General features: G+C 54.9%; 24 protein-coding genes. 11 read left to right on the forward strand and 13 right to left on the reverse strand.

Going from position 1 to position 23,326, the window contains the following annotated elements:
* Positions 1 to 62: 62 nt before the first annotated feature.
* Complete coding sequence (locus IDM49_RS00285; protein ID WP_168615076.1) at positions 63 to 215, reverse strand: ribosome recycling factor; 153 nt, start codon at positions 213 to 215, stop codon at positions 63 to 65.
* Positions 216 to 545: 330 nt separating this feature from the next.
* Between IDM49_RS00285 and IDM49_RS00290 the strand changes: the two genes are divergently transcribed.
* Positions 546 to 2,549, forward strand: coding sequence for an APC family permease (locus IDM49_RS00290; protein ID WP_228008115.1), 2,004 nt, complete (start codon positions 546 to 548; stop codon positions 2,547 to 2,549).
* Between the two features lie 70 nt (positions 2,550 to 2,619).
* On the opposite strand, the gene IDM49_RS00295 is transcribed toward IDM49_RS00290, so the two are convergent.
* Positions 2,620 to 3,987: a galactokinase gene (locus tag IDM49_RS00295; protein ID WP_190724607.1), complete on the reverse strand. Its 1,368-nt coding sequence runs from the start codon at positions 3,985 to 3,987 to the stop codon at positions 2,620 to 2,622.
* A gap of 120 nt (positions 3,988 to 4,107) precedes the next feature.
* Positions 4,108 to 4,629, reverse strand: a complete 522-nt coding sequence (locus IDM49_RS00300) for a TetR/AcrR family transcriptional regulator (RefSeq protein ID WP_190724608.1) — start codon at positions 4,627 to 4,629, stop codon at positions 4,108 to 4,110.
* An 85-nt stretch (positions 4,630 to 4,714) separates the two neighbouring features.
* Between IDM49_RS00300 and bioB the strand changes: the two genes are divergently transcribed.
* The 7 genes from bioB (at position 4,715) to IDM49_RS00335 (ending at position 11,034) form a co-directional block, all read left to right on the forward strand.
* Positions 4,715 to 5,959 (forward strand): biotin synthase BioB, encoded by a 1,245-nt coding sequence (bioB, locus tag IDM49_RS00305; protein ID WP_190724609.1) that lies wholly within the window; start codon positions 4,715 to 4,717, stop codon positions 5,957 to 5,959.
* A gap of 153 nt (positions 5,960 to 6,112) precedes the next feature.
* Positions 6,113 to 6,787: a biotin synthase BioB gene (locus IDM49_RS00310; RefSeq protein WP_190724610.1), complete on the forward strand. Its 675-nt coding sequence runs from the start codon at positions 6,113 to 6,115 to the stop codon at positions 6,785 to 6,787.
* A gap of 62 nt (positions 6,788 to 6,849) precedes the next feature.
* The gene (locus IDM49_RS00315; RefSeq protein WP_190724611.1) at positions 6,850 to 7,320 is read left to right on the forward strand and encodes a hypothetical protein; all 471 of its coding nucleotides are present in this window, start codon (positions 6,850 to 6,852) and stop codon (positions 7,318 to 7,320) included.
* Between the two features lie 109 nt (positions 7,321 to 7,429).
* Positions 7,430 to 8,317, forward strand: a complete 888-nt coding sequence (locus tag IDM49_RS00320) for a serine hydrolase (protein ID WP_190724612.1) — start codon at positions 7,430 to 7,432, stop codon at positions 8,315 to 8,317.
* 52 nt (positions 8,318 to 8,369) lie between these two features.
* Positions 8,370 to 10,088, forward strand: a complete 1,719-nt coding sequence (locus IDM49_RS00325; protein WP_190724613.1) for a cation:proton antiporter — start codon at positions 8,370 to 8,372, stop codon at positions 10,086 to 10,088.
* A gap of 244 nt (positions 10,089 to 10,332) precedes the next feature.
* Complete coding sequence (locus tag IDM49_RS00330) at positions 10,333 to 10,701, forward strand: hypothetical protein (protein WP_190724614.1); 369 nt, start codon at positions 10,333 to 10,335, stop codon at positions 10,699 to 10,701.
* Between the two features lie 12 nt (positions 10,702 to 10,713).
* Positions 10,714 to 11,034, forward strand: coding sequence for an ATPase (locus IDM49_RS00335; protein ID WP_190724615.1), 321 nt, complete (start codon positions 10,714 to 10,716; stop codon positions 11,032 to 11,034).
* A 60-nt stretch (positions 11,035 to 11,094) separates the two neighbouring features.
* On the opposite strand, the gene IDM49_RS00340 is transcribed toward IDM49_RS00335, so the two are convergent.
* From IDM49_RS00340 to IDM49_RS00350, 3 genes are all read right to left on the reverse strand, one after another.
* The gene (locus IDM49_RS00340; RefSeq protein WP_190724616.1) at positions 11,095 to 11,586 is read right to left on the reverse strand and encodes a MarR family winged helix-turn-helix transcriptional regulator; all 492 of its coding nucleotides are present in this window, start codon (positions 11,584 to 11,586) and stop codon (positions 11,095 to 11,097) included.
* A gap of 136 nt (positions 11,587 to 11,722) precedes the next feature.
* Positions 11,723 to 12,517, reverse strand: coding sequence for an FMN reductase (locus IDM49_RS00345; RefSeq protein WP_190724617.1), 795 nt, complete (start codon positions 12,515 to 12,517; stop codon positions 11,723 to 11,725).
* Positions 12,518 to 12,628: 111 nt separating this feature from the next.
* Positions 12,629 to 13,780 (reverse strand): LLM class flavin-dependent oxidoreductase, encoded by a 1,152-nt coding sequence (locus IDM49_RS00350; RefSeq protein WP_190725362.1) that lies wholly within the window; start codon positions 13,778 to 13,780, stop codon positions 12,629 to 12,631.
* A gap of 183 nt (positions 13,781 to 13,963) precedes the next feature.
* Here IDM49_RS00350 and IDM49_RS00355 point away from each other — a divergent pair, with 183 nt between their 5' ends.
* Positions 13,964 to 14,389, forward strand: a complete 426-nt coding sequence (locus IDM49_RS00355) for an organic hydroperoxide resistance protein (protein ID WP_190724618.1) — start codon at positions 13,964 to 13,966, stop codon at positions 14,387 to 14,389.
* 84 nt (positions 14,390 to 14,473) lie between these two features.
* Here the strand turns inward: IDM49_RS00355 and IDM49_RS00360 are convergent, their stop codons facing one another.
* The 7 genes from IDM49_RS00360 to IDM49_RS00390 form a co-directional block, all read right to left on the reverse strand.
* The gene (locus IDM49_RS00360; protein WP_210729647.1) at positions 14,474 to 14,890 is read right to left on the reverse strand and encodes a hypothetical protein; all 417 of its coding nucleotides are present in this window, start codon (positions 14,888 to 14,890) and stop codon (positions 14,474 to 14,476) included.
* A 3-nt stretch (positions 14,891 to 14,893) separates the two neighbouring features.
* A complete protein-coding gene (locus IDM49_RS00365; protein WP_190724619.1) occupies positions 14,894 to 15,745 on the reverse strand; it encodes an HAD family hydrolase in 852 nt (283 codons plus the stop codon).
* A gap of 228 nt (positions 15,746 to 15,973) precedes the next feature.
* The gene (gene manZ / locus IDM49_RS00370) at positions 15,974 to 16,885 is read right to left on the reverse strand and encodes a PTS mannose transporter subunit IID (RefSeq protein WP_190724620.1); all 912 of its coding nucleotides are present in this window, start codon (positions 16,883 to 16,885) and stop codon (positions 15,974 to 15,976) included.
* Positions 16,886 to 16,894: 9 nt separating this feature from the next.
* Entirely contained in the window at positions 16,895 to 17,698 is an 804-nt protein-coding gene (locus IDM49_RS00375) for a PTS mannose/fructose/sorbose transporter subunit IIC (protein WP_190724621.1), read from the reverse strand.
* A complete protein-coding gene (locus tag IDM49_RS00380; protein WP_190724622.1) occupies positions 17,699 to 18,718 on the reverse strand; it encodes a mannose/fructose/sorbose PTS transporter subunit IIA in 1,020 nt (339 codons plus the stop codon).
* Positions 18,719 to 18,915: 197 nt separating this feature from the next.
* A complete protein-coding gene (locus tag IDM49_RS00385) occupies positions 18,916 to 19,806 on the reverse strand; it encodes a PRD domain-containing protein (protein ID WP_190724623.1) in 891 nt (296 codons plus the stop codon).
* A gap of 164 nt (positions 19,807 to 19,970) precedes the next feature.
* A complete protein-coding gene (locus IDM49_RS00390) occupies positions 19,971 to 20,183 on the reverse strand; it encodes a metal ABC transporter permease (protein ID WP_228008116.1) in 213 nt (70 codons plus the stop codon).
* A gap of 886 nt (positions 20,184 to 21,069) precedes the next feature.
* Here IDM49_RS00390 and IDM49_RS00395 point away from each other — a divergent pair.
* Positions 21,070 to 21,813 (forward strand): response regulator transcription factor, encoded by a 744-nt coding sequence (locus IDM49_RS00395; protein ID WP_168615209.1) that lies wholly within the window; start codon positions 21,070 to 21,072, stop codon positions 21,811 to 21,813.
* Between the two features lie 6 nt (positions 21,814 to 21,819).
* Positions 21,820 to 23,310 carry a sensor histidine kinase gene (locus tag IDM49_RS00400; RefSeq protein ID WP_190724625.1) on the forward strand — a complete coding sequence of 497 codons (1,491 nt, stop codon included), beginning with the start codon at positions 21,820 to 21,822 and terminating at the stop codon, positions 23,308 to 23,310.
* The last annotated feature ends 16 nt before the right edge of the window (positions 23,311 to 23,326 follow it).

Here is a 23,326-nt window from a genome sequence, read left to right on the forward strand (position 1 = left end):
TAGCAAAAAGGCGGAAGCAGCGTGGCTACTCCCGCCTTCAAGCCGACTATAGAAGAAGTGACTTACTTCTTGAAGCCATCAATCTTGTTGTTGATAGCGTCGTTAGCCTTGTCAACGTGCTCGTCGGTGACAACGTCCTTGCCAGCCTTCTCGTTAGCAGCGTCCTTGCCTGCGTTCAGGCCTTCTTCTACCTTGCCGTTAATGTCAAAACCCATTCTTATCTTCCTTTCCTCGCGTAGCCAACGGTGTGTTCGCTACTGGTATTCATCGATGACGGTTACTTGTGGTGCGCGTCATCTAATAATCAGCATATGCAACTTTTGGAAAGATGTGAACCGCCAACCCTCTAATTTATTTCAGGAGCGAACAGAGTAGGCTTTTAGCCTCTCAAACAGGGGCGGTGTGCGGGTGTGATGCACATGATGCTGGTGTGTTCTCACCCAGAATGTGCAAAAAATCGTGAACGGGGCGTACTATTCATCAAGTTACACACGCTGTGCGCAACAATTTCATATCGTCGTATTTGCAGTCTGAAAGGCTCGCATATGAATTCGCTGAAGCGAAAAGGCTCTATCCGCAGTCACAACAGTGACCCCGAGCCTTCTAAGCATTTTCTGGGCGCCCAAACAGCGCTGAAGTCCTGGCTGATGGGCACTCAACAAGACCAGCTCAAGGGTGAGTTGCAGGGTCCGCACGGTAAGCGTGGCGCAGGTGAGGCTGGGCATCCGTGGTGGAAAGTCATGTGCCTTTCAGGTGTGGACTACTTTTCAACCCTGGGCTATCAGCCCGCTATTGCGGCGCTCGCCGCGGGTCTTCTCTCACCCCTGGTAACGCTGGTTTTGGTGGCTGTTACCCTGCTTGGCGCGTTGCCGATTTACCGACGCATCGCAGCAGAATCTCCCGCCGGCGCAGGTTCTATCAATCTTCTTGAAAAGCTGCTTTCTCGCTGGTCAGCGAAGATTTTTGTGCTTATTCTGTTGGGCTTCACCATTACCGACTTCATGATCACCATGACGCTGTCGGCGGCGGACGCGGCGGCCCACCTTGAGGCGAACCCCTTCATGCCGCGCGTCCTGGAACATAACCATATTTGGGTGACTCTCGCCTTCTTGCTGCTACTCACCGCGGTCTTCCTCAAAGGGTTTGACGAGACCATCAACGTCGCTGTGATTCTCGTGGTCGTATTCCTTGCGCTAAATACTGTGGTGATCGCTGCCGGAATCTGGGAGGTCGTCACGCATCCTGCCCTGAGCATTGATTGGTGGAAGGGTCTGACAGCGCAACACTCCAACCCGTGGCTGGCCATTGGTCTTATCGTTCTCGTCTTTCCCAAAATCGCCCTAGGCATGTCGGGTTTTGAAACCGGCGTTGTTGTGATGCCTCAGATTCGCGGACGCGGCGAAACCATGAGCGACCGCATCCAGCACCGCGTGGCGGGCACCAAGAAGCTTCTAACTGTCGCTGCTTTTACCATGAGCTTGATGCTGGTGAGCTCATCGTTCGTGACCACCGCACTTATTCCGCAGCAGGAATTTCAGCACGGCGGGCAGGCAAACGGACGCGCGCTTGCTTACCTGGCGCACTCGTTGCTGGGTGAAGGCGTGGGCACGGCGTACGACATCTCAACCATTTTGATTCTGTGGTTTGCCGGTGCCTCTGCCATGTCAGGTCTGTTGAACCTGGTGCCCCGCTACCTGCCGCGCTTTGGTATGGCTCCGGAATGGACCAAGTCGGCGCGTCCTCTCGTGCTTATTTTCAGTGCCGTAGCAATTGTGATTACCCTGTTGTTTAAAGCGAACGTTGAAGCCCAGGGTGGCGCCTACGCCACGGGTGTTCTGGTACTCATGAGTAGCGCGGCAGTTGCCGTTACCCTTTCAGCCAAGCGCAAGCGTCAGCCCTACGCCGTTATCTTTTACGCTGTAGTGACACTGGTATTCTTCTACACCACCGTTGCCAACGTGATTGAACGACCGGACGGTCTGCGCATCGCCAGTGCCTTTATTCTGGCGGTTCTGGTGCTTTCCTTTATCTCCCGTGCGCTGCGTTCCTACGAATTGCGCATTGAAAGCGTGGACTTCGATCAGAAGTCGCTGGACATCATCGGTTCATGCTCCAATAAGCCGATCCACCTGATTGCCCACCGCCCCGACAACTTCAGCATCGCCGACTACTACGAAAAACGAGCACGCGAAAACTGGGCGCACAACATCGCCAATGAAGATAACGTGGTCTTTCTCGAAATCGCCGTGATGGATCCGAGTAAGTTCAACGCTGAACTCGTCGTTCACGGTCTAGAAATGGACGGTATTAAGATTCTCAGCGTCTCGGGCGCATCGGTAGCAAATAATATTGCCGCACTAGCAATAGAAATTCGCGACATCACCGGGCAGGTCCCGCATATCTACCTCGACTGGGCCGCAGGCAAGCCCATCAAGAACTACCTTGCCTTTCTGCTCTTTGGTCAGGGGCAGATTGCCTCAACCACTCACGAGGTGTTGCGCCGCGCCGAACCTGACCTCTACAGGCGTCCGGTAGTGCACGTCTCATAAACTGTGCTACATAACTCAAAGAGCGGCTACATTTTGCAAAGAATGTAGCCGCTCTTTTATGCCTGAAAAACTATGCGTCTTTTTGCGCTGGAATTCCGGGCGACATCGGCAAGAACTCAGGCGCCGCGTACCCGTGCTGAGCATAGGCGCGCGCAACGGCGGTTGCAGCGTCCTCAAGTTTATCGGTCTCAATGAGCGCCATGACTGCACCACCAAAACCGCCGCCAACGATGCGAGCACCCAGCGCGCCGGCATCCAAACAGGTATCGACGGCAACATTGATTTCTTCGCGGGAAACCTGTAGTTCATCGCGCATGGATACGAACGACTCGGTGAAGAGCCTGCCTAGCTCTTCCCACGCCTGTATGCCGTCTGCACCGGTGCGAGAAATAACGTAGGCGGCGCGCTCTACCAGGCACATATCGTGAAAAGCGTGGCGGATCCAACCGCGCGGAACCTCGGTACACCGCGTGAATTTTTCCATGGCACTCAGCGCAGTATTTGCGCGTTCGTCAACGGTCGAAAGACGCCAGTGCTTGGCTTCTGCCTCGCTAAGACCCGCACATCGTAAATCGTCGGGCAGGGCGTTGCGCAGATAATCCAGGTTGAGGGCGCCCGTTGCGCACTCGGTAGCGCGACGACGCGCGGCGAACTCGCCACCGGCAAGCTCGTGCGGGGTATTGGTGTTGATGACCAGCCAGCTGAGGTTCGCATCCTGAATATTTACATCGACCGGTTGCAGAGAAAAATCGCGGAAGTCCACTACTAATGCCTGACCGGGAATGGAACGTAAGGACGCGGTTTGGTCGAGTCCGCCGGTTTGTGCGCCGGCGACCTTGTTTTCGGCGCGGATGCAGACCTGAGCTAGTCGGGCGCGTAAATCGTGGGTGTCTTCGGTGAGAGTGGAAGGCAGTGCTGCGCCCGCGTTCTCGCGCAAGGAATGCGAGAGATCTAGCAGGGTGAGCGCTGTTGAACATTCGATGGCGGCAGAGGACGAGAGCCCGCCACCTACCGGAACGGTGGAATCAATCATGAGGTCGGCACCAAAAGATGCCGGAAGGGTAATATCTTCGCTCTCTTCTTGGTTCATGGACCATGCCACACCGGCAACGTAGGTGAACCAGCCCTTGAGCGTACCCGGGCGGATATCGCGAACAACGACGGTGCGTTCATCGTGCGGCATCTGAAGGGACTGCGCGCGTAACACGCCGTCGGTGCGCAACTTACCCGCCACATAGGTGCGGTAGGGCAGGGGCATAGGCATGCAGGAACCGCCAAGAAAATCGATGTACTCACCGAGTAGGTTCAAGCGTCCGGGGGCTGACCATACACCATCGGGTTCCACACCGTATTTTTCGATAAAAGCTGTGCGGACGCGCTCTACGTGCGCGGCGTGGTCGGGCTGGTGCGCCCACTGTGCCTCAACGGTGATGGTCATGCAAGAACCTTTACTGCCTGTGAATAGTCCGTTCTCTAGTGTATGCCCGATATAGGGCGTCGTGGTTTTGAGAGGTCTAGATGTTTATCACGGGTTACTGCGCGAGTGAAAGGGGGAGGGCTAGGCTGCGAGGAAACCTCGCGCAACCGCTGATATTGCGTCGCAGTAGGACGCGGGTGGTTGGGTTGCTGCCTCGGTGCCGGTGGATGTTGCGCGGGTTTGTTCTTCTTCGATGAAGCTGAGCATGGAGTGAAGAAGTGTTTTGGCAGCCAGCTGTGGGACCTGAGCCTTATGGCAGGTGATGGTGAGTGCTGAGAGCAGTTCTAAGCGCTCGGGATGCAGTGCCACGGCAAGACGCACAACCTCTGCACTTTCGCGGATTCCAGCTAGCTGGCGATACACCTGATCCGCTGCGCTGGTGAGCGCTGCCGCGGTGGACGCGTCCTGCGGAAACTCAATGGGCGCAAGCATACGTGATGCGAGGTGGGTGAGGAGTTCCTGCTTATTCTTCACGTGATAGTAGAGCGCACCGGGCGCTACCTCGAGCTCGGATGCGAGGCGGCGCATCGAAAGATCCGCCAGGCCGTACTGTGTGAGCAGGGTGAAGGCGGTGTCTAAGATTTTCTCGCGAGATAAAGCCACGAACAATAATTCTAGTCGGTGAATGTAAATACGGTTGAAGCGTCATAATTTGAACAGTGTTCAAAAATGATTTATCAATAGATGCATGATTGATTTCTCAACACTCGGTCAGCGCATTCTCGCAGGTCAACCGGCAACCCGCGACGAAGCGCTCGCCGTACTCACCGCATCCGACGCTCAAACCTTTGCTATCGTGGACGCGGCCTCCCAACTACGCCGCCACTTCTTTGGCAATAAAATCAAAGTCAACTACCTCGTTAACCTGAAATCAGGTCTGTGCCCCGAAGACTGCAGCTACTGCTCGCAACGCCTGGGGTCAGAAGCTGACATTCTCAAATACACCTGGATCAAACAGGACGAAGCTATCAAGCAGGCACAGTACGGTATTGCCGGTGGTGCATCGCGCGTGTGCATGGTGGCATCGGGCAAAGGCCCCACCGACCGCGATGTTGAGCGAGTTTCAAAAATGGTGGAGGGACTCAAAGACGAGAACCCCCACATTGAAGTCTGCGCCTGCATGGGCATTCTCAAAGACGGACAGGCACAACGCCTCAAAGATGCCGGCGTCGACGCCTACAATCACAACCTCAACACCAGCGAAGACCACTACAAAGACATCTGCACCACGCACAGCTTTGAAGACCGCGTGAACACCGTGCACAAAGCTCAGGACGCCGGTCTCTCCGCCTGCTCCGGTTTAATTGTTGGCATGGGGGAGAGCGACGAGCAGCTGGTGGATGCTATTTTCTCCCTCAAAAACTTGGAAGGCGACTCTATTCCCGTTAACTTCCTCATGCCCTTTGACGGCACACCGTTGGCAGGTACTTGGGAACTTACGCCCATGCGATGCCTGCGTATTCTGGCGGCGGTTCGTCTTGTGGCGCCCGAAAAAGAGTTGCGCATGGCGGGTGGGCGTGAAATGCACCTGCGCTCACTGCAGCCGCTGGCGTTGCACGTGGTGAACTCGCTCTTTTTGGGTGACTACCTGACCTCAGAAGGACAGTCGGCTCTCGAAGATTTAACGATGATTCGCGACGGCGGCTTTGAAGTACTGGGTGCTGAAGGACGCGACCTCGTAGCCGAGCACCAAGAATTTGTGAAAGCCCACGGGGTGAATCTTGCTGAAGAAACCGGGGCCGGCTCTACACCGTGCGGTTCAGCGCCGGGTAGCGGATGCGGCGGATGCGGTTCGGCAGGAGCCTGCGGACCTGAACCCGCAGCCACCCCTACAGTAACCCCCGTCGAAATCGGCATCGCGGAGGCAGATGCATCCGCCGGTGTAGTACTGCGCAAGCGCGGAGTGGGGACGCAGACCGCCCCCAACGCCTAGCTTCTCACTGCGGAGAGGGGCTGGCGGTGGAAAATCCGAGCAAACAAGGAAATAAATTTCCACCGCCAGAAAGCTCAGCAACTAACTAGCCCCACTGCCGCATATGGTGGTCAGACTTTAAAACCGTGAGAGTGAGGGGCGTAGAATGAAACCATGTTTTTCACCGAACTAGCCGAACGAGTCATCACAGCAGAACCCGCCACCCGCGACGAGCTAGAACAAATGCTCACCGCACCCGAGGCGCAAACCTTTACCATGGTGGACGCCGCGTCCTCACTGCGCTACCGCTTCTTTCAGAACACGGTGAAGCTGGGCAACCTCGACAGCAACGGTTCAGGCTTTGAGGGCAAGGTGCTAGAAATCGCGCCGGATCTCACCAACGAAGACATTGCTGCTGATATCGCGCAGATTGCCGGTACTAAAGACACCATTACCGTTGATTTCCTACAGCTTGAAGGGCACAATTCTTTGCCCGCCATGCGTGCCTTGCGCATCCTGGCGGCAACTCGCGTAGCGGCACCCCGGGCCACCCTCGTCGTGGGTGAGGGACGCGCCGACACCCTGCAATCCTTGCAACCGCTAGCTCTTCACATCGCTAACGCACTGGTTCTTGCCGACCGCGAGGCCGAAAACGGAACTCTCGTGCTGGCTGATCTGACCATGATCACCGACGGACGTTTTAAAGTTCTCGGCGCTGAAAACCGCGACCTTTTAGCAGAGCACAAGGAGTTCATGGACGCTCACGGCTTTGCCCTGCCCGAGGTTGCACCCACCAGCGGTGGATGCGGCGGCAACTGCGCCTGCGGCTCAGGCGGTTGTGGCGCCTAATGAGCGTGCGCGCGCCTCACCCTAATGACCAACCCAATCGGCGGGTACTTGTTTTTCAGCAAGTGCCCGTCTTTTCGCGCGTCCAGATGCGCCAGCAGGCTCGCGAGATTGAGCCCGAAAATGATATTCCCGCACCCGGTTTTAAAGCGTTCATGATGGTGCTGCTCACCGGGTTTGTCAGTGGATTTATCTTTGGCGCGCTCATCACTGTCTACACCGGTTTTTCGTGGGCGGTGAGTGGCGTGATTGGTTTGGTGGGTGCGCTCTCACTCGGCGTTGGGTACGCTTTCGCCGGGTTACTTGCAAAAACCTTTGAGGTCTTTGCTCCGAGTACGACGCGCGTCCTTCCGCTGGTTCCCCTGCAGCTTGTACTGTCGGTAGCCGGTGCTTTTCTTATCTCTTTGCTGGTGCTCAGTGGCCTGCCCTACGTCTATGTTTTCTCGGGCGCACTGTACTTTGCCCTGTGTTCACTAGGCATAACGATTTTGTGCCACCGTCGCTACTTCGAAACGCAAAAAAGCCCGCTCCTCTAAACGCATTTTTCACAGGGTGACTTTCTCTACCGCGCTTTAAGACGGTGCTCATTCACACAGCGAGATGCAAATACTTTCCGCGTGCACTATAGTGCCTTAGACTAAAATCATGACTTCTCGCGCACCCGATGTAAATGTTCCCATGTTCACTCGCCGCCACATGGTAGGCGGCTTCGCGCTGGGTGCCGGTCTCATGGCAGCAGGCGCATGGCGAGAGAAAAACGCAGCCGCAAACCAGCTCACTCCCGAGCAAGTGCTCTCCTCAAAACTCGATGAACTCGCGCAAACCTACGGCGCCGATGAACTCTCCGTTGCCGCTTTCAACCACGTCACCAACCAGGGCTTTCAATACCACCCTGAATACCGCGGCTATGAGGCAAGCATCGTAAAAGTCAGCATTGCGCTCGCCGTGATGCGTTTTCAGCATGAAAAAAATGATCAGCTCACCGATGAGCAAAACCAGGCGATGAAAGCCAGCATCGAGCAAAGCGACAACGACGCCACCTCACAGCTTTTTGGAATGCTGGGCACCACCAATACTGAGCGCGCGGACTTTCTTAATGGCACCTATCAGAAAATGGGCGTCACTAATACCTCATCCAGTGAAGGTTGGGGTAGTAACGAAACCAACCCCGTTGATCAGGTGCAAATAGCCCGTACGGTATATGACGGTGCGGAATGGGCCAACCCCAACGACGTCGACTACCTGCGCGAACTCATGCACGCAAAGGATGAATCGCAAAGCTGGGGCGTAGGCGCACTCAAAGAAAGCCGTCAGGACGATCAAGATGTTCTGTGCAAAAACGGTTGGCTGCCTGATACCGACAACCTGTGGAACCTCAACACCGTGGGTGTGGCAATTTTGGATGCGGGAGCATTTAGCCTGTGCGCTATGACCAAGGGCTTTGAAGACCAGACGCAGGGTGAAAAGCTGGTGTCGGACTCTATCGCTGCTGTTGTAGAAGCAATGGTAAATCATAACGATAAAATTCAATAAAGCTTTTTAGAATGCCGGCTTTTGTGCCGGAATGCGAGGGGAACACAGAACCGTGGAATATCTCATCATTCTTGTGGTGATTTTGTTGGCAACAGCTCTGATGGTGGGAGTGGGCGACCGCTTCAATTTGCCGTGGCCGGTTCTGCTTACATTATTGGCTACGTTGATTATCGTGGTTCCCGGTATGCCTAGCCTTGAGATTGAACCCGAAATTCTTCTTCCCATCTTTCTGCCGCCGCTTCTCTGGGCTATAGGTCACCGCACCTCGTGGGGTTCATTGCGTCGTGAGTGGCGAAGCATCCTGATGTACTCCATAGCCCTCACCGCTGTTTCGGCTTTTGTTGTTGCCGGTTTTACCTGGGCACTGATTCCCAGTATGGGCTTTGCTGTAGCGCTTGCCGTTGGTGCCGCCATCGCACCACCGGACCCCGTGGCTGTTGAAGCCGTGGCTGAACCCGTTGGCATTCCCCGCCGCATCGTCAGTAAATTGCAGACCGAAGGTATCTTCAACGACGCTGTCTCGCTCGTTCTTTTTCAGGCCGCAATTTTAGCGGTCGAAGGTGAGAGGGACCTTGCTGCCGGTGTTGTGATCTCCAGCTTTATTTTCAGTGCGGTAGTAGCTGTGCTTCTCGGTCTCGCTGTCGGCTGGATCGGTAGCAAGGTTCGTCGCATGATGCACGATACCGTTGCACGCAGTACCGTCACCCTCGTTATTCCCTTTGCCGTATATATTCTCGCTGAGGAGCTTCACGCATCCGGCGTTATTGCCGTGGTGATTGCCGCTATTCAGGTAGGTAGCTCCGTTGGTGATCTCACCGCCGAAGACCGCCTGACCGACAATGCTTTCTGGCGCGTCCTTGAACTTATGGTCACCGGACTGGCTTTCGGTCTGATTGGTCTGCAAGCCGGTGAAATTGTGTACCACACCGAAATTGATCTGTGGGCAACCGTTAGCGCCGGCGTTCTGATTTCGGTGGTGACTATTTTGACGCGCCTTATATGGATGAGCTTGATCTGGCTGATCGGGCGTTTTCGCAAAGACAAGCTGGCCACCCCGCACTCCTTTGCCGAGGTGCTGGTGATGACGTGGTCGGGTATGCGCGGACTGGTGACGCTGGTGCTCGCTCTCACCCTGCCGTTGTCGCTGGGCGAATTGCGAGCGGAGGCCATCATTATGGTGGTGACCGTTCTCTTCTTTACGATGGTGTTCCCCGGACTCACTCTGCCTACGCTGGTGAAAGTGCTCGGCGTAGGGGTGCAGGGCAATCACGCTGAGGCTGAAGAAAAAGAACTGCTCGCTATTGCGCAGAAAGCATCTTTGCTGGCGCTGAAGGAATCTGCAGCCTCAAGCGACCCTGAAGAGGTTGAGCGCGTACAGAAGCTCTTGGAACAAATTTCAACTCGCTACAAGAAAATGCAAGAAGCTGACACTCAGGCGATTGAGCTTCGTAATGAGAAGCTAGAGAAAATCAACCGTGTGCGTCGTCGTTCCCTGCTGGCAGCGCAAAGTGCAGTCATTGACCAGCGCAACTACTACGAGTACGAAACCGTGCATAAGGTGCTGAACCAGTTGGATATGATGATCCAGCTTGAAGAAGGACGCGACGCCGGCATGACCATGAACATGTCCCGAGTGGCTTTGGATGCCACCAAGTCGCAACCTACTTTGAAGGAAACCATGACCGAAGAGCAGAATTTGCTGACCAAACAGATGGATATTGTCACTGCGCAAAAGAGTTTGGACGGTGAATACAGCTCTTTGCGCGCATAAAAATTAATTGCCGCGGTGCGCAAAAAGGTTGTAGCCCGCATCGTTTATGACACGATGCGTCATTCAAAAACCCGCGAAAACTGTGGGCTTCTGCTCACTGCCTGAGGTATCAGGTAATAGTCAAGAAGTTCTCAGAAATATGCACTACACTAAAAATCTATTGCTCATCAGCACATTTTCAAACATGCTGCACTGGGCATATAAAGATTTTATGTAGACACATCGCGTGTGAAATAAAGGAACAATGGATTTCAAAGAACTCTCACCGGCATTTTTAACTTCCCTCGTTGCGATTTTCGTTGGCGCAATTATGATCGGTGCAAGCTCAACTTTCATCACAGTGCTGGGCTGGATTCTGCTACTCGCCGGACTAGCGCTCAACGTCTTTTCTGCCGTGGTTTCCATCCAGCAGGCAAAGGGCGCACCCCTGCCCTTCCTGCGTGAAGACCGCGAACCCAAGGCACTGTCGCAGAGTGAAGAGGTTTCATTTGATGAAGATCCTGAACCTGACACTGAAAGCCAGCCCATCGTGAGCATCGCAGAAGATGCCGATGAGCAGGATAATTCCATCTTCAAATCTCGTCAGAAAAAATCAGCTAGCGTACGCGCATAGGACCTCTCACCGATGAATACTAAATTTTTACTTTCACCGGCATACCTCGCATCCGTTGCGGCGATGCTGGTTGGGGCTTTACTCTCTGGCACCCACTACATGGTGATTGGCTGGATTGTTTTTGTGGTCGGCCTGGGACTCAACGCTATGTCGCTGGTGGTTCTCGCTAACCGCGAGAAGCTTCATCGCGTACAGGGCATCGGTAGCGTGCCTGTTCAGCACTGTGTAGAAAATTCTGACGCCACCGCATCCAGTGAGACCTCAGCGGCAGATACTCCGGCGGCTCGTCGCGGAACCATCACAGAAGACTCACGCATCTTCCCCCAAAAATAAATTTTTTTAAAGGTGGAGGCCGGTGCCCATAAGCACCGGCCTCCACTTGTTTAACTAGCTCTAGTTGTACGAGCGTTCGCGATAATGCGTGTCAATAGAATCAAAGATGCGTGAATAGATAGCTCCGAGGAACTCTACCTCGCTCTTTGATAAGTTGCCGCACACCAAATCGTGCAGGGTGGCCTTGTGAATAGACCGTGCGGTCTCAAAAATTTCGCGTCCGGCATCGGTGATGCTGACGCCAGCACCGCGACGGTCGGAATCAACGCTTACCTTTTCAACCCACCCTGATTTTGCGAGTGAATTAATCTGGTAGGTCAGACGCGAGGGGGAGAGCTTGAGCATCTGGGAAAGGTGGCCCATGCGAACCATTTGGCTTGTCTGAGCTTCGGGGGACTCAACGAGAATCTGGAGGACTTTGAAATCAACTAAGCGAATGCCTGCCTGCTGTTTTAAAGTCTTGTCGGTAACTAGCTGGAGGTAGTCGTTAACCTCTGTGTAGTTTTGCCAGAGAGAGGTTTGCGCGGTCGGCAGGGGGCGCTGATGATGCATCCATAGTTCCTCTAAAACCTCCGGGGTAATGTGTGAGCCTATGTGGTTGTAGCTAAATATAAACCATTTTTTATAGTTCTCGTAAATTAATATAAAAAATTCTCGGTTCCTAAAATAAAAACCGAGAATTTCATTTTTAATTACCTTTATTATTGTTCAACAATTGCGCAAAAGGAATTACTTTTAGCGGCTCCAACCCCGGGGCTTTACGTTCTTTAGCAATGCCAAAGAACGAGCCGGAATTAGCGCCGTCCGCATCATCAAATTCCGAGCCTGAGGGCGCGCCATCAGAGATTGCCGCCGCACGCTCGCTCTCGTCGATAGCTTCAGTCGCGGACGTAGGATAAACACCTGGTGACGCCTGTTGCGGTCGATCGTGGGTTGGCAAAACGCCTAACCAGCCAATAATTTGCGCGAATTCAGCAGTCGCTTTATCGATGCGCGATTGAAGATTAGCATCCGACCCAAAATCGTCAGTCGCCGCAAAAACACCGGACGGAGCAACCTGCGCCTTAAGGTACGTAAACAGCGGGCGCATGGCGGTATCAATCATCAGCGAATGACGCGACGTGCCGCCGGTTGCCGCCAGTAGAACAGCCTTGCCCTGCAGAGAACCGTCCTCCACCAGATCCCAAAAAGACTTGAAAAGCCCGGTATAAGACGCTTTGAAAGTTGGTGACACAACAATCAGAGCATCCGATGCGTAGACGCTATCAAGTGCCTCAGGAAGCTTTCCGGCGGGAAAACCCGTCAAAAAATGGTTGGTGATATCGGTGGCAATAGACCTCACATTAATAGTTTCAACCTCAGGCTGGACGCCCATTTTTCCTAGCGCCTGCACCGTTGCGTCCGCCAGCTGCTCACCTAAAAGAGCGGTGGAAGACGGCTCTGACAGCCCTGCCGTCACCACGGTAATACGTGGAGTTTTCATGATTTTCTCCTGTTAAAACAGCGCTTTTTCGGTGCGCAATGCGCTACCCAGAAGCACCATTTTCAAAAAAATTTTCTTAACCGTTCGGATTAGTAAGTCCGACGCGTCTAGTTAACTCTGATTTTGAGCCTGACGCGCCTGCTCTGCCAGCTCAGCGGCACGAATACCACCGGGTACAGGCTCCTTACCAGCTTTCTTGCGTTCAACCAAGGACGCGTGCGTCGGCGCATCCGGCACATGAGCCGGCTTGAGCTTAGCGAACTCCTCACGCAGCACGGGCACAACCTCTTCGCCCAACAAGTCGAGCTGTTCAAGAACAGTCTTCAACGGCAGACCAGCATGATCCATCAAGAAGAGCTGACGCTGGTAATCACCTGCGTAGTCGCGGAACGACAGGGTTTTCTCGATAACCTCCTGCGGCGAACCCACCGTCAGCGGAGTCTGCGAGGTGAAATCCTCCAATGAAGGGCCACCGCCGTAGACCGGCGCATTGTCAAAGTAGGGGCGGAACTCACGCACCGCGTCCTGCGAATTCTTGCGCATAAGCACCTGGCCACCCAAGCCCACGATTGCCTGATCAGCAGCACCGTGACCGTAGTACTCATAGCGCTCACGGTAGAGGTCAATCATCTGACCGGTGTGTTCTTTGTTCCAGAAGATGTTGTTGTGGAAGAAGCCGTCGCCGTAATACGCTGCCTGCTCCGCGATCTCGGGAGTGCGAATCGAGCCGTGCCATACGAAGGGTGCGACCTCATCCAACGGCTGCGGGGTGACGGTGAAGCCGTTGAGCGGGGTGCGGAAATTGCCCTGCCAGTTCACGCGCTCCTCGTGCCACAGGCGCCAGAGTAGGTTGTAGTTCTCGATAGCGAGATTGACACCCTGGCGAATATCCTTACCGAACCAGGGGTAGACGGGGCCGGTGTTGCCGCGTCCGAGCATGAGGTCCATGCGCCCGTCGGTAAGATGCTGCAACGTGCCGTAATCTTCAGCGATGCGCACCGGGTCGGTGGTGGTGATGAGCGTGGTTGAGGTGCTCAGCTGAATTTTCTTGGTCTGCGCTGCGATGTAGGCGAGCGTGGTGGTGGGTGAGGATGCGATAAAGGGCGGGTTGTGATGCTGTCCGACTGCAAAGACGTCCAGACCAACTTCTTCTGCCTTCTTTGCAATTTCGACGATTGCTTTTTGGCGCTCGTACTCCGTGGGGGTCTTACCGGTAGTGGGGTCGCGGGTGATATCGGTGACTGTAAAAATGCCGAATTCCATGATTTTTAGCCTTTCGTGTGAGCTTTTCTTATGGCTCATACTCTACACCCTAAAAACTTTCTTTGTAAAGTATTTTGTGGGTGGGGTGTCGCGTCATTCAACGACATAAACCGCGAAGTTCACCATATTTTCAGCTGGCTTCTTTAGGCTGAAAAGAAAGAAGTGTAGATGAAAGGACTGAAGATGAAACCCCTGTACACCACCGAAGCTATCTCAACCGGCGATGCCCGCAGTGGACGTGCTCATCTAGCCGACGGGTCCTTGGATTTTGACCTCGCCATGCCCCGCGAAATGGGCGGTAAGGGCGGTGACGGTGCCAACCCCGAGCAGTTCTTCGCACTCGGCTACGCCGCCTGTTTTCACTCCGCGTTGAAGCTGGTCGCATCCGAGGAGCGCGTGGATGTCTCGGATTCTTCGGTGAGCGCGCGCGTCACCATTGGCAACGATGATGAGGGTGGCTTTGAGTTGAAGGTCGCACTTGAGGTTTCGGTACCGCACCTGCTGATGGTGGATGCGCGCAAGCTCGCACAAAAAGCGCACTCTATCTGCCCGTACTCAAAGGCAACCCGCGGCAACATTGAGGTCACCGTGGACGTGGTTGAGGTTTAGGTTGCGCAGTAACCCCTGGCGTTTCGCTCACCGCAAGGTGTTAAAGTGCCAGCGGATGAGCGCAACGCCAGGGGTTGGTGGACGCTACGCGCCGCGCTTGCGCTCCACGTAGTCCAGCAGGCGTCCTATCTCAGCCTTAGCACTGGACGTCAGCGCCTTATTATCGCGCAGCATCTGCTCGCCGCGGAGCTTGATGAACTCAAGGTACTTGTCCTTGCCGGTTGCCTTAAAACCCTGCACTGACATGCGCATATCCGCAAAGTCTTTGGACGCCTGACGCTGCAGAACCCAGCGTCCCCACAGCACTACCAGTGCGCACACCAGGGCAATGAGCGTGCCCCAACCGTGCGTAATGACGTACAGCAGAGCCGCAATCACCATCAGAGCAGTCACAATGGGCGCCACAGAAACGATGTACACGCCTTCGTCCTGACGACCCTTATCAAGGGTGCGCTGACCAACCGCCACGAAGGTTTCTTTGAAAGAAGGACGCTCGCTCATGCCCTACGCGTCCTTCGCGCCGGACTCGCCCAGCGCCGAGTTAATGTACTCCCAGGAGTGCTCCACGACGGTCTCGGTGGCGTCCTTGACGTCCTGCGGTGAGTAGTTGAAGGACGCGGAATGTTGTGCCCACGCGTGCATGGGAAGGTCGTTCCACGAATCCCCAATGCTGTAGGTTTCAATCTGCTCACCGGCAAATACGTTTTCATCGAGCCAGCGCAGGCCGGTGGACTTGTCGCAGTTTGCGGGCACAATATCGATGAAGTCCTGGTTGAGATGAGCATCTAACTGGCCGGCGTATTCCTCGGTCAACCAGCGGTGAATGTCGGCGCGCAGGGCGTCATCAGCCACCTGAATCGGGATGCCGATGATGTCGCGCTCAGCCAATTCCTCAACCTTCAGCGGTACAAAGTTCAGCAGCATATGGGAGCTTTGCGCCAGCGGGTTATGCAGCTCGTAATCGCTGTCGATATCGGTGGCGAACACCGAAATATTGTCATACTGCACTAGGCGCTCAACAACCTCAGCCACCACGTCCTTGGGCAGCGACTTCTCAAAGAGAACCTCTTCATCGCCACGAGTCACCACCGCGCCCGTGAACAATACAAAATAGTCGAACTCAATGCCGCTACCCTCAAAGGTCTTCTTCGCCGCGAACAGGCTCTTGCCCGTGGAGCACACCGCGAGATTGCCGGCATCCTGCCAACGCTTGATAGCCTGCGCGTTCTCACGCGAGATCTCCCCGTTCACAAACAGGGTGCCGTCAACGTCAAATGCCATGAGCTTTTTCATGGTGAAAACCTTCCAAAAATCGGTGGTGATAAAGCGGACGCCGGTGCCCGGTGAAGTGGGCACCGGCGTCCTTGGTCTCAACAACACACTAGGTGCCGTAAAGGTGCGGGGCAAGAGAAGCCCCGGCAGGTTACGGGGCGGTGGGCCATTGCCAGCAGACACACAGTCGTCAGCAGTCCCTCTCGCATGGTTCGCTGGCGCTCACGATGCGATTCACGCCAGTCCCGATGCCAGTTGACGACGTAGTGTGCCTGCTGGCGGCGGCATCTCTATCAGGCGGAACAACTCTGCTTACGGCGCGAGGATTCCTGCCCAGTAGCCCAGGATGCCGATGATGAACATGCCGAAGATGATCCAGATGGCGTTGACCTTCTTGCGAAGGAGCCACATGCACAGGAAGGTCAGCAGCAGCGCGAGCATGCCCGGCAGCAACGAGTCGAGGACTGACTGGACGGTGGTCACGACTTCTTTGCCGGTTTGGTCGGTGTAGCGTGAGAGCTCCATGGGCACGTTGATGGATGTCCATTTAGACACCAGCGAGCCCATGACGAACAAACCAACGATGGACGCCATCTGAGTGAGACGACGCAGAGTATTGCCGCCAACTTCAGACACGATTTCGACACCCTTTTGGTAGCCGATCTTGAAGCCGTACCAGCGGGTGGCAAAGCGCAGAATGCCCAGACCAAAGAAGAACAGCAACGGGCCGAGGATACTGCCGCTGAGTGCTAGGGATGCGCCGAGTGCGGCGAGAACCGGGCGTGCGGTACCCCAGAAAATGGGGTCGCCAACGCCTGCCATGGGGCCCATCAGACCAACTTTGACGTTGGTGATGGCGGCGTCGTCAATGTCTTCACCGGCTGCCTTTTGGCGTTCCATTGCGGCGGTAACACCGGCAATGGGGGATGCGATCCAGGGCTGGGTGTTGAAGAATTCCAGGTGACGCGAGAGCGCGGCTGCCTGGTCTTCTTTGGTGGTGTAGAAACGCTTGATCGCGGGGATCATGGTGACGGCAAAGCCGATTGCCTGCATGCGTTCGAAGTTGAAGGAGCCGAGCAGGAAGGTGGAGCGGAAGTACGTTGAGAGGTAGTCGCGCTGGGTGAGATCCTGGGCGGGTGCCTTGTGGTTGGCCTCGGCGTGAGCATCGTTGTCGGATGCTGCGTATGATGCCACCTGGTCTGATGAAACGTTGTGGGTAGTCATGGGAGCCTCCTACTCAAGCTCGTTGTCGAGGTCGTTGCCTGCGCCAGCGGTGACGGGCGCGGGTGCCTGAATGGAATCGTGGAATGCGGGGTTGAGCTGTACGTAAACCACTGCCAGGCAGGCACCGATGATGCCGAGGCCCACGAGGTTGAGATCGGGGATGAACGCTGCCAGTACGAAGCCTAGGAAGAAGAAGGGCATGAGTGCTTTTGCTTTCATCATGTTGATGACCATTGCGTAACCGACAACCACGATGAAGCCGCCCGCTACCTGCAGGCCTGAGGTGATGACTTCAGGGATAGCGTCCAGCCAGGTCTGAACAATGTGCGTACCTGCAACTGCAGCAACTGCGGCGGTGGGAATAGCAACGCGCAGACCCTGCAGGAGCAGACCCAGGATGTGCATTGCTTCGACGCCTCTAAAGTTGGCGTTGCGCGCGAACCTGTCAGCCTGGTGCTGGAAGAAGACCGTAATGGTGCGAACAAAAATGGTGAGAACCTGACCAGCCGCAGCCAGCGGAACAGCCAACGCGATGCCTTCACCAATGGACTGGTGACCTTCGATCACAACGATGGTTGCGATGGTGGATGCGAGTGCCGCATCCGGTGCCATTGCTGCGCCGACGTTCATCCAGCCCAGCGCAATGAGTTCGAGGCTACCGCCCAAAATAATGCCGGTCTGCAGATCGCCCAAAACCAGACCCATGAGGGTGCAGGCAATAATGGGGCGGTGGAACTGGCGCTCATCGAGCACCGATGCCATGCCGCATACCAAGGCAACGAGAATTACCAGGGTAAATTCGAGGGGATTCACTTAGATCAGACCCTTCTCTTTAAGCTTTTTCATCATGTCTTCGCGGCCGGTGTTGGGCAGCTGCTGGATGGTCATTTTTACGCCGCGTGCGTCGAGCTCTTTGTAGGCTTCGATGTCTTCGGGTGAGGCGTAGACAGCCTCAGAAAGTTGCGCGTAACCGTCGCGGTAGGTGACACCGCCAACGTTGACCTCTTTGACCTCAACGCCTTCGTCCATGAGACGAAGGACGTCCTGCGGGCCTTCGACAACGAACATGGTTTTCATGCCGGTGTACTTGGGGTTCTTGAAGACCCTGCCAGTTTTCGCGATATCAAGCACGTTGGTCTTGATGTGTGAGGGCGCAACCTGCAGCAGAAGGGTCTTGCGAATCTTGTCTTTAGCTGCTGAATCGGACGCTGCAATGAGGGTCTGCGGGCCAATGTAGTTGGCCCAGTTGCCCGCTACCTGGCCGTGAATCAGGCGGGAGTCGATGCGGGTGAACACGTTGGTCATGGTGCCGTTGCCGGTAGCCGCCGCGTTCTGTGCAGTTGAGCTCTGCGCCGTTGAACCCTGCGCGGTGGTTGCCGCGCTCGCCGCTGCCGACTGTGCTGCGGAGGTGCTCGCATCCTGCGCGGGCGGGTTCATGATTTCCTGGAAAGAACGAACGCCCTTAGTGCCTGCGGTCGTAGCTTTTTTGACCAAGGACGCCAGAGTCGCGTTCTTTCGGGATGCGGCGCTGATGGTTTCAATCAGCATGGGAACGTTGACGCCAGAAACAACATCAACCGATGAATCTTCAGCGGCTACGCGAGCTGCTGCGTTGTAGGGGCTACCGCCAAAGAGATCAACCAAGATGAGGGTCTCGGTGGAATCGCCGGCAGAAGACATGATGGCCCGGTACTTCTCGATGAGATCTTCGGGGCCCTCACCGGGTGCAAAAGTCACCGGGTGAACATTCTCAGTGTTGCCAAGAATCATGCGTGCTGTGGCGAGAAGCGCGGGTGCGGATTCTCCATGGGCAGCCACGATAATCGTGACCATAATGGTCCTCTCAAATTCAATGAATGTGCGAGACTGCCCGCGAAAAGCGCGGGCTACTAGCTTTCATTGTAGGAAGGTGCAGCACATAAAATCGCACGTGAAAAGCGGAAAACGTGCCAAGTTTGGAACTTTCACCTACCGATACGGTGGGTTGAAAAGTGAGGATTTCTCTGCCCTCATCCGCAATGTTTTACGCGTCAAATAGATTGCGGGGAAATTACTGTGGAATCGTCGTCCCACAGCTCTCGCGCCAAGCGCGCAATGTGAATAGCGAGGTAGGTGAGCTCATCATCGGTGAGCTCCTGATCAAGATGCATCTCAAGTAATAAAAGTACTTTTTGCGCGCACGAAAAAGCCTTGGGATAACCGGTTTGAATTGCCTCTGTCACCATGGGCATGGACGGGCCATCACCGTGACGCTTTTCGTGACTCTTCTGGTCGGCACGCACAAACAGGTAGCGCAGGTGCGTTACAAACCGCACCACGCTCATCGCGCTTTGATCAACGTCGTGACCGTACACTGTCGAGATAATCTCAAAAATCTGCGAGAACACCTCCGTCATGCGGTAAGTGCGGCTCATGTCTTCATAGGCAAACTGCGAGTTGACCAGGTGCAACGCCATGGGGATAGCCTCTTTATCAGCTAACTGCACACCCAAGCGCTCGCGCACGAGCTCTACCGCGTGGCGTCCAAACTCAACCTCTTTAGGGTAGAGCTGCGAAACCTCAAGCGTCAGCGGATAATCCACCTCAATACCCTCACGCTGGCGCACAATCGCATAGTTAATGTGATCAGCCAGCGGAATAATGAACGAGTGAGAAATCTTGATGCCGTGATTGTTAATGAGTTCTTGCTCAAGCTCAGTGGCGAGCGAAAGAATCTCAGAAGGAATCTGCTCCAGCGACCAGGTCAGACGCTCATTCGTGGTGCTACTGTCAGGCACAAAAGTCTGCTCCACCTTGGTGGGATCAACCATATCGCCCTTGCGTTTGCCGAAGGCAAGACCGCGTCCGATGACAACCACTTCTTCGCCCTTGAAATTGCTCGTGAGAGCGACATTGTTGTTATAGATGCGTGAGATGCGCACGGGGTCGCTCCTTTCACGCGCAGAAGTATCAAATAATGTCTCTCTATTTTACGAGAAACCCCAACCATAAGATAGTGACCACAAAACTCTCAAAATTCACCGTAAAAACGGCTATTTTTGAGAGTTTTGTGGTCACTCAGTGAGGGCGCGGGTAACGCCGCCGCCTACGCTGTAACGGCGGATCTAACGCCCATGGTGGCGGCGATCATCATGAACCCGGCGATCATGGTGAGCACAATGGTGCCACCCACCGGCAGGTTGAACGCCCACGAAAAATACAGGCCTGCAACCGAGCACACGCATCCGAAAGAGGGGGAGAAAAACATCATGGTGCTCAACTTTTTGCAGACCAGACGCGCCGCCGCAACTAACCTCACGGGTTTTCGGTGGGTAACTGAGTGCGTTATCTACAATCACAAAAGCGTCCAAAACAGTGTCTCACCGGCCTGTTTTTGGCGCTTTTGTCAGTCTGGGGCGGTAACAGCTGTTTGGGGTAGCGGACGCGTCTTGTTCCGTAGCTGACACCGCGACAGGAGATAAAGGGAGATTAAACGAGAAGAGGCCCGCGCCGGGGGGAACCACAACCACCGACGCGAGCCCGTCTTGAGTGAACCGCGAGTGATTTTTCTAGGAAATCATCTCTAGCGATTCATGTCTCGCACACACCCTTGCGGGTGCAAATTTAGTTGACAATGAAATAACTATAACCCCAAAAGTTTTAAGCACGCAAGTTAAAAGCTGCATTTTTTGAAAAATTTTTAACCCGTTTCGGGGTGGGTGGTTAACGACGGCTTAATATAACGCTAAGTAGGCGTATGATGCAATTCGGTTAATGTTACCGGCTGGTATGCAAAACGCCTAGTGAGATGCGGTATTAGAGTAAAACCCGTATGAAATAAGGGCTCTGGCGGTGTGACTGAGGTAAAACAGTGCCTCAACTCGGTTAAAAAGATAAACTAATCACATTAAAGGGTAAACACTGAAATGTTGCCATTATCTCGTATTCTTATCGTTCCGTGTGAATATTCACCGCCTGGTAATTTATTCAACACGCAGTGTGCTGAGCAATTTTAAGGCCGTGAAAATCAGCTCCCCAACCGAACGGGGAAGGGCGTCCTGTGGGGGGACCCTAAAGAGCGCCAATCTTACTCTTACACTTCAACCTATGAATCCGCTGTGTGCTGCTGTAGCCTCAGCTATGCATTCTTCAAAATGTCCGCGCAATCACCGCTAACATGACGCTCCACAGTTACGCTTATACCTATGAGCAGTAAAGCAACAGACATCGCCAAAAACCTTCCCAAACTCGAACACCTCGACGGCAGTCCCATTCGCGCCCTCGTGGTGGATGATGAAGCAATGCTCGAAGAGCTCATTAGCGTTGGTCTTCGCATGACGGGATGGGACGTAAAGTCTGCAGGCAGTGGCCCTGCCGGTTTGGCGATCGCCCGTGACTGGCGTCCAGACGTACTGGTGCTGGATATCATGATGCCCGGTTTTGACGGCGTTGAGCTGCTTTCTCGCGTGCGCAAACTATACCCCGACGTTCCCTGCCTTTTCCTGACTGCTAAGGATTCAGTGGATGACCGCATCGTTGGCCTTGCTGCGGGCGCTGACGATTACGTGACCAAGCCCTTCTCTATGGAAGAAGTCATGATTCGCTTGCACCGCCTGGTGCAACGCTCCGGTGTTACCGCGGCGACCGACGCCGAGCTTGTGGTGGGTGACCTCATTCTCAACACCGACACCCGCGAGGTCAGCCGCGGCGGCGAAGACATTCAGCTCACCGCCACCCAGTTTGATTTGCTGCGCTACCTCATGGAAAACGCAAAGCGCGTAGTCTCAAAATCCCAGATTCTCGATAACGTCTGGAACTACGACTTCGGCGGTCAGGCAAACATTGTGGAGCTCTACATCTCATACCTGCGCAAGAAAATTGATGCAGGACGCGAGCCCATGATTCACACCGTGCGCGGTGCAGGCTACGTCATTAAGCCGGTTCAGTAGCGTTTCGTGAAACCGTTGCAGCCTACGTCTTACGCGCCCGTATTGCGCCTGCGCACCAGATTAACCGCGATTTTGGTGGTCATGCTGGGCATCGTTTGCCTCATTATTGGTGTCTCAAGCTACGTCACCCTCAAGCAGTCTCTCTATAACCAGGTGCAGGGCAGGCTCGATGAGGCTTCTCACCGAGCTATCAATCCGCCGTTTGACAACGACTTTCCGTTGCAGAGCGGAAATCGAGAGCCCGCTGAATGTAGCCAGCTCAATGGCAAAGGCCTGCTGGATGCGCCCGGTCAAGCATCCGGAACCCTCAGCTTGTGCGCGGCAGATGGCAAGGTCACTGCAGACGGTGTTCTCAACACCTCGGGTGGTCAAGATCAATTATCAGAGGCTGACAAGCAGAAACTGCTAAGCCTGCCCGATGACGGCAACTCCGTAAAAGTTGAGTTGGATGCCGGCCACTACCTGGTGAACTCGCACTCAACGGGGGCAAACAGCATTATCGTCACCGGCGTTCCGCTGGATGACACCCGTAAAACTCTTGCCGTTTTGGTGAGCGTTATTGGCGCCGGATCGCTGGCTGCCATGGTCTTTGCCGGCTGGTTTGGCTCATCCATTATTCGCCGCACCATGCAACCGCTAGAACGCGTCTCATCGGTGGCAACCGACATCGCTGAACTCGATTTGGCGACCACCCGCGTCCCCGAGAACCTGCGCGTTGAACGACGCGACACCAACCCTGCAACAGAGGTCGGCTCGGTGGGGCACGCGCTGAACCAGTTGATCAATAACGTAGACTCGGCTCTCGTCGCCCGCCAACGCACCGAAGACCAGATGCGCGTCTTCGTGGCGGACGCATCCCACGAACTGCGCACCCCGCTAGCGGCTATCAAAGGCTATTCCGATTTGATGCGCTGGACGGAAAACCTCAGTAGCGAGGGCGAAAAATCCCTAGGCCGCATTGACTCGCAGACCTCCCGCATGTCTCACTTAGTCGAAGATCTGCTGCTACTTGCCCGCCTTGATGAAGGACGCGAACTCAAACTTTCTGACGTTGACCTCACCGAACTTTTGGTAGAGAACGTGCTCGATCTGCAGGTTGCTGCACCCGACCATGAGTGGCATATTAACGTTCCCGACGAACCCATTGAGGTGCGCGGCGACCAAAACCAGTTACAGCAGGTGGTTCTTAACCTGCTCTCCAACGCACGTAAGCACACGGACGCTGGGACTGTGGTGACCGCGTCCTTGAGCCTGAGTGACGACGGAAAATATGCCCTCATCAGCATTGAGGACAACGGCCAGGGTATTGACCCCGAGTTCCAGCCCAAGATTTTTGACCGTTTCTCGCGTGCCGACAAAGCGCGTTCCGGGTCTGATGGAACATCCGGCTTGGGCCTGCCCATTGTGAAGGCGATTGTGGAGGCGCACCGCGGGCAGATTTCGGTGGACTCGCATCCCGGTGCCACGAAGTTCACGGTGATGCTACCGCGGGATTAGGAATTATTGCGTAGAG

It is taken from the genome of Rothia terrae (assembly GCF_014705925.2).
GTDB lineage: Bacteria > Actinomycetota > Actinomycetes > Actinomycetales > Micrococcaceae > Rothia > Rothia terrae.

Coding starts and splice junctions, on each gene's coding strand:
- IDM49_RS00285 (WP_168615076.1), bottom strand. CDS start 215: ATGGGTTTTGACATTAACGGCAAGGTAGAAGAAGGCCTGAACGCAGGC.
- IDM49_RS00290 (WP_228008115.1), top strand. CDS start 546: ATGAATTCGCTGAAGCGAAAAGGCTCTATCCGCAGTCACAACAGTGAC.
- IDM49_RS00295 (WP_190724607.1), bottom strand. CDS start 3,987: ATGACCATCACCGTTGAGGCACAGTGGGCGCACCAGCCCGACCACGCC.
- bioB (WP_190724609.1), top strand. CDS start 4,715: ATGATTGATTTCTCAACACTCGGTCAGCGCATTCTCGCAGGTCAACCG.
- IDM49_RS00310 (WP_190724610.1), top strand. CDS start 6,113: ATGTTTTTCACCGAACTAGCCGAACGAGTCATCACAGCAGAACCCGCC.
- IDM49_RS00320 (WP_190724612.1), top strand. CDS start 7,430: ATGACTTCTCGCGCACCCGATGTAAATGTTCCCATGTTCACTCGCCGC.
- IDM49_RS00330 (WP_190724614.1), top strand. CDS start 10,333: ATGGATTTCAAAGAACTCTCACCGGCATTTTTAACTTCCCTCGTTGCG.
- IDM49_RS00335 (WP_190724615.1), top strand. CDS start 10,714: ATGAATACTAAATTTTTACTTTCACCGGCATACCTCGCATCCGTTGCG.
- IDM49_RS00340 (WP_190724616.1), bottom strand. CDS start 11,586: ATGCATCATCAGCGCCCCCTGCCGACCGCGCAAACCTCTCTCTGGCAA.
- IDM49_RS00345 (WP_190724617.1), bottom strand. CDS start 12,517: ATGAAAACTCCACGTATTACCGTGGTGACGGCAGGGCTGTCAGAGCCG.
- IDM49_RS00350 (WP_190725362.1), bottom strand. CDS start 13,780: ATGGAATTCGGCATTTTTACAGTCACCGATATCACCCGCGACCCCACT.
- IDM49_RS00355 (WP_190724618.1), top strand. CDS start 13,964: ATGAAACCCCTGTACACCACCGAAGCTATCTCAACCGGCGATGCCCGC.
- IDM49_RS00360 (WP_210729647.1), bottom strand. CDS start 14,890: ATGAGCGAGCGTCCTTCTTTCAAAGAAACCTTCGTGGCGGTTGGTCAG.
- manZ (WP_190724620.1), bottom strand. CDS start 16,885: ATGACTACCCACAACGTTTCATCAGACCAGGTGGCATCATACGCAGCA.
- IDM49_RS00380 (WP_190724622.1), bottom strand. CDS start 18,718: ATGGTCACGATTATCGTGGCTGCCCATGGAGAATCCGCACCCGCGCTT.
- IDM49_RS00395 (WP_168615209.1), top strand. CDS start 21,070: ATGAGCAGTAAAGCAACAGACATCGCCAAAAACCTTCCCAAACTCGAA.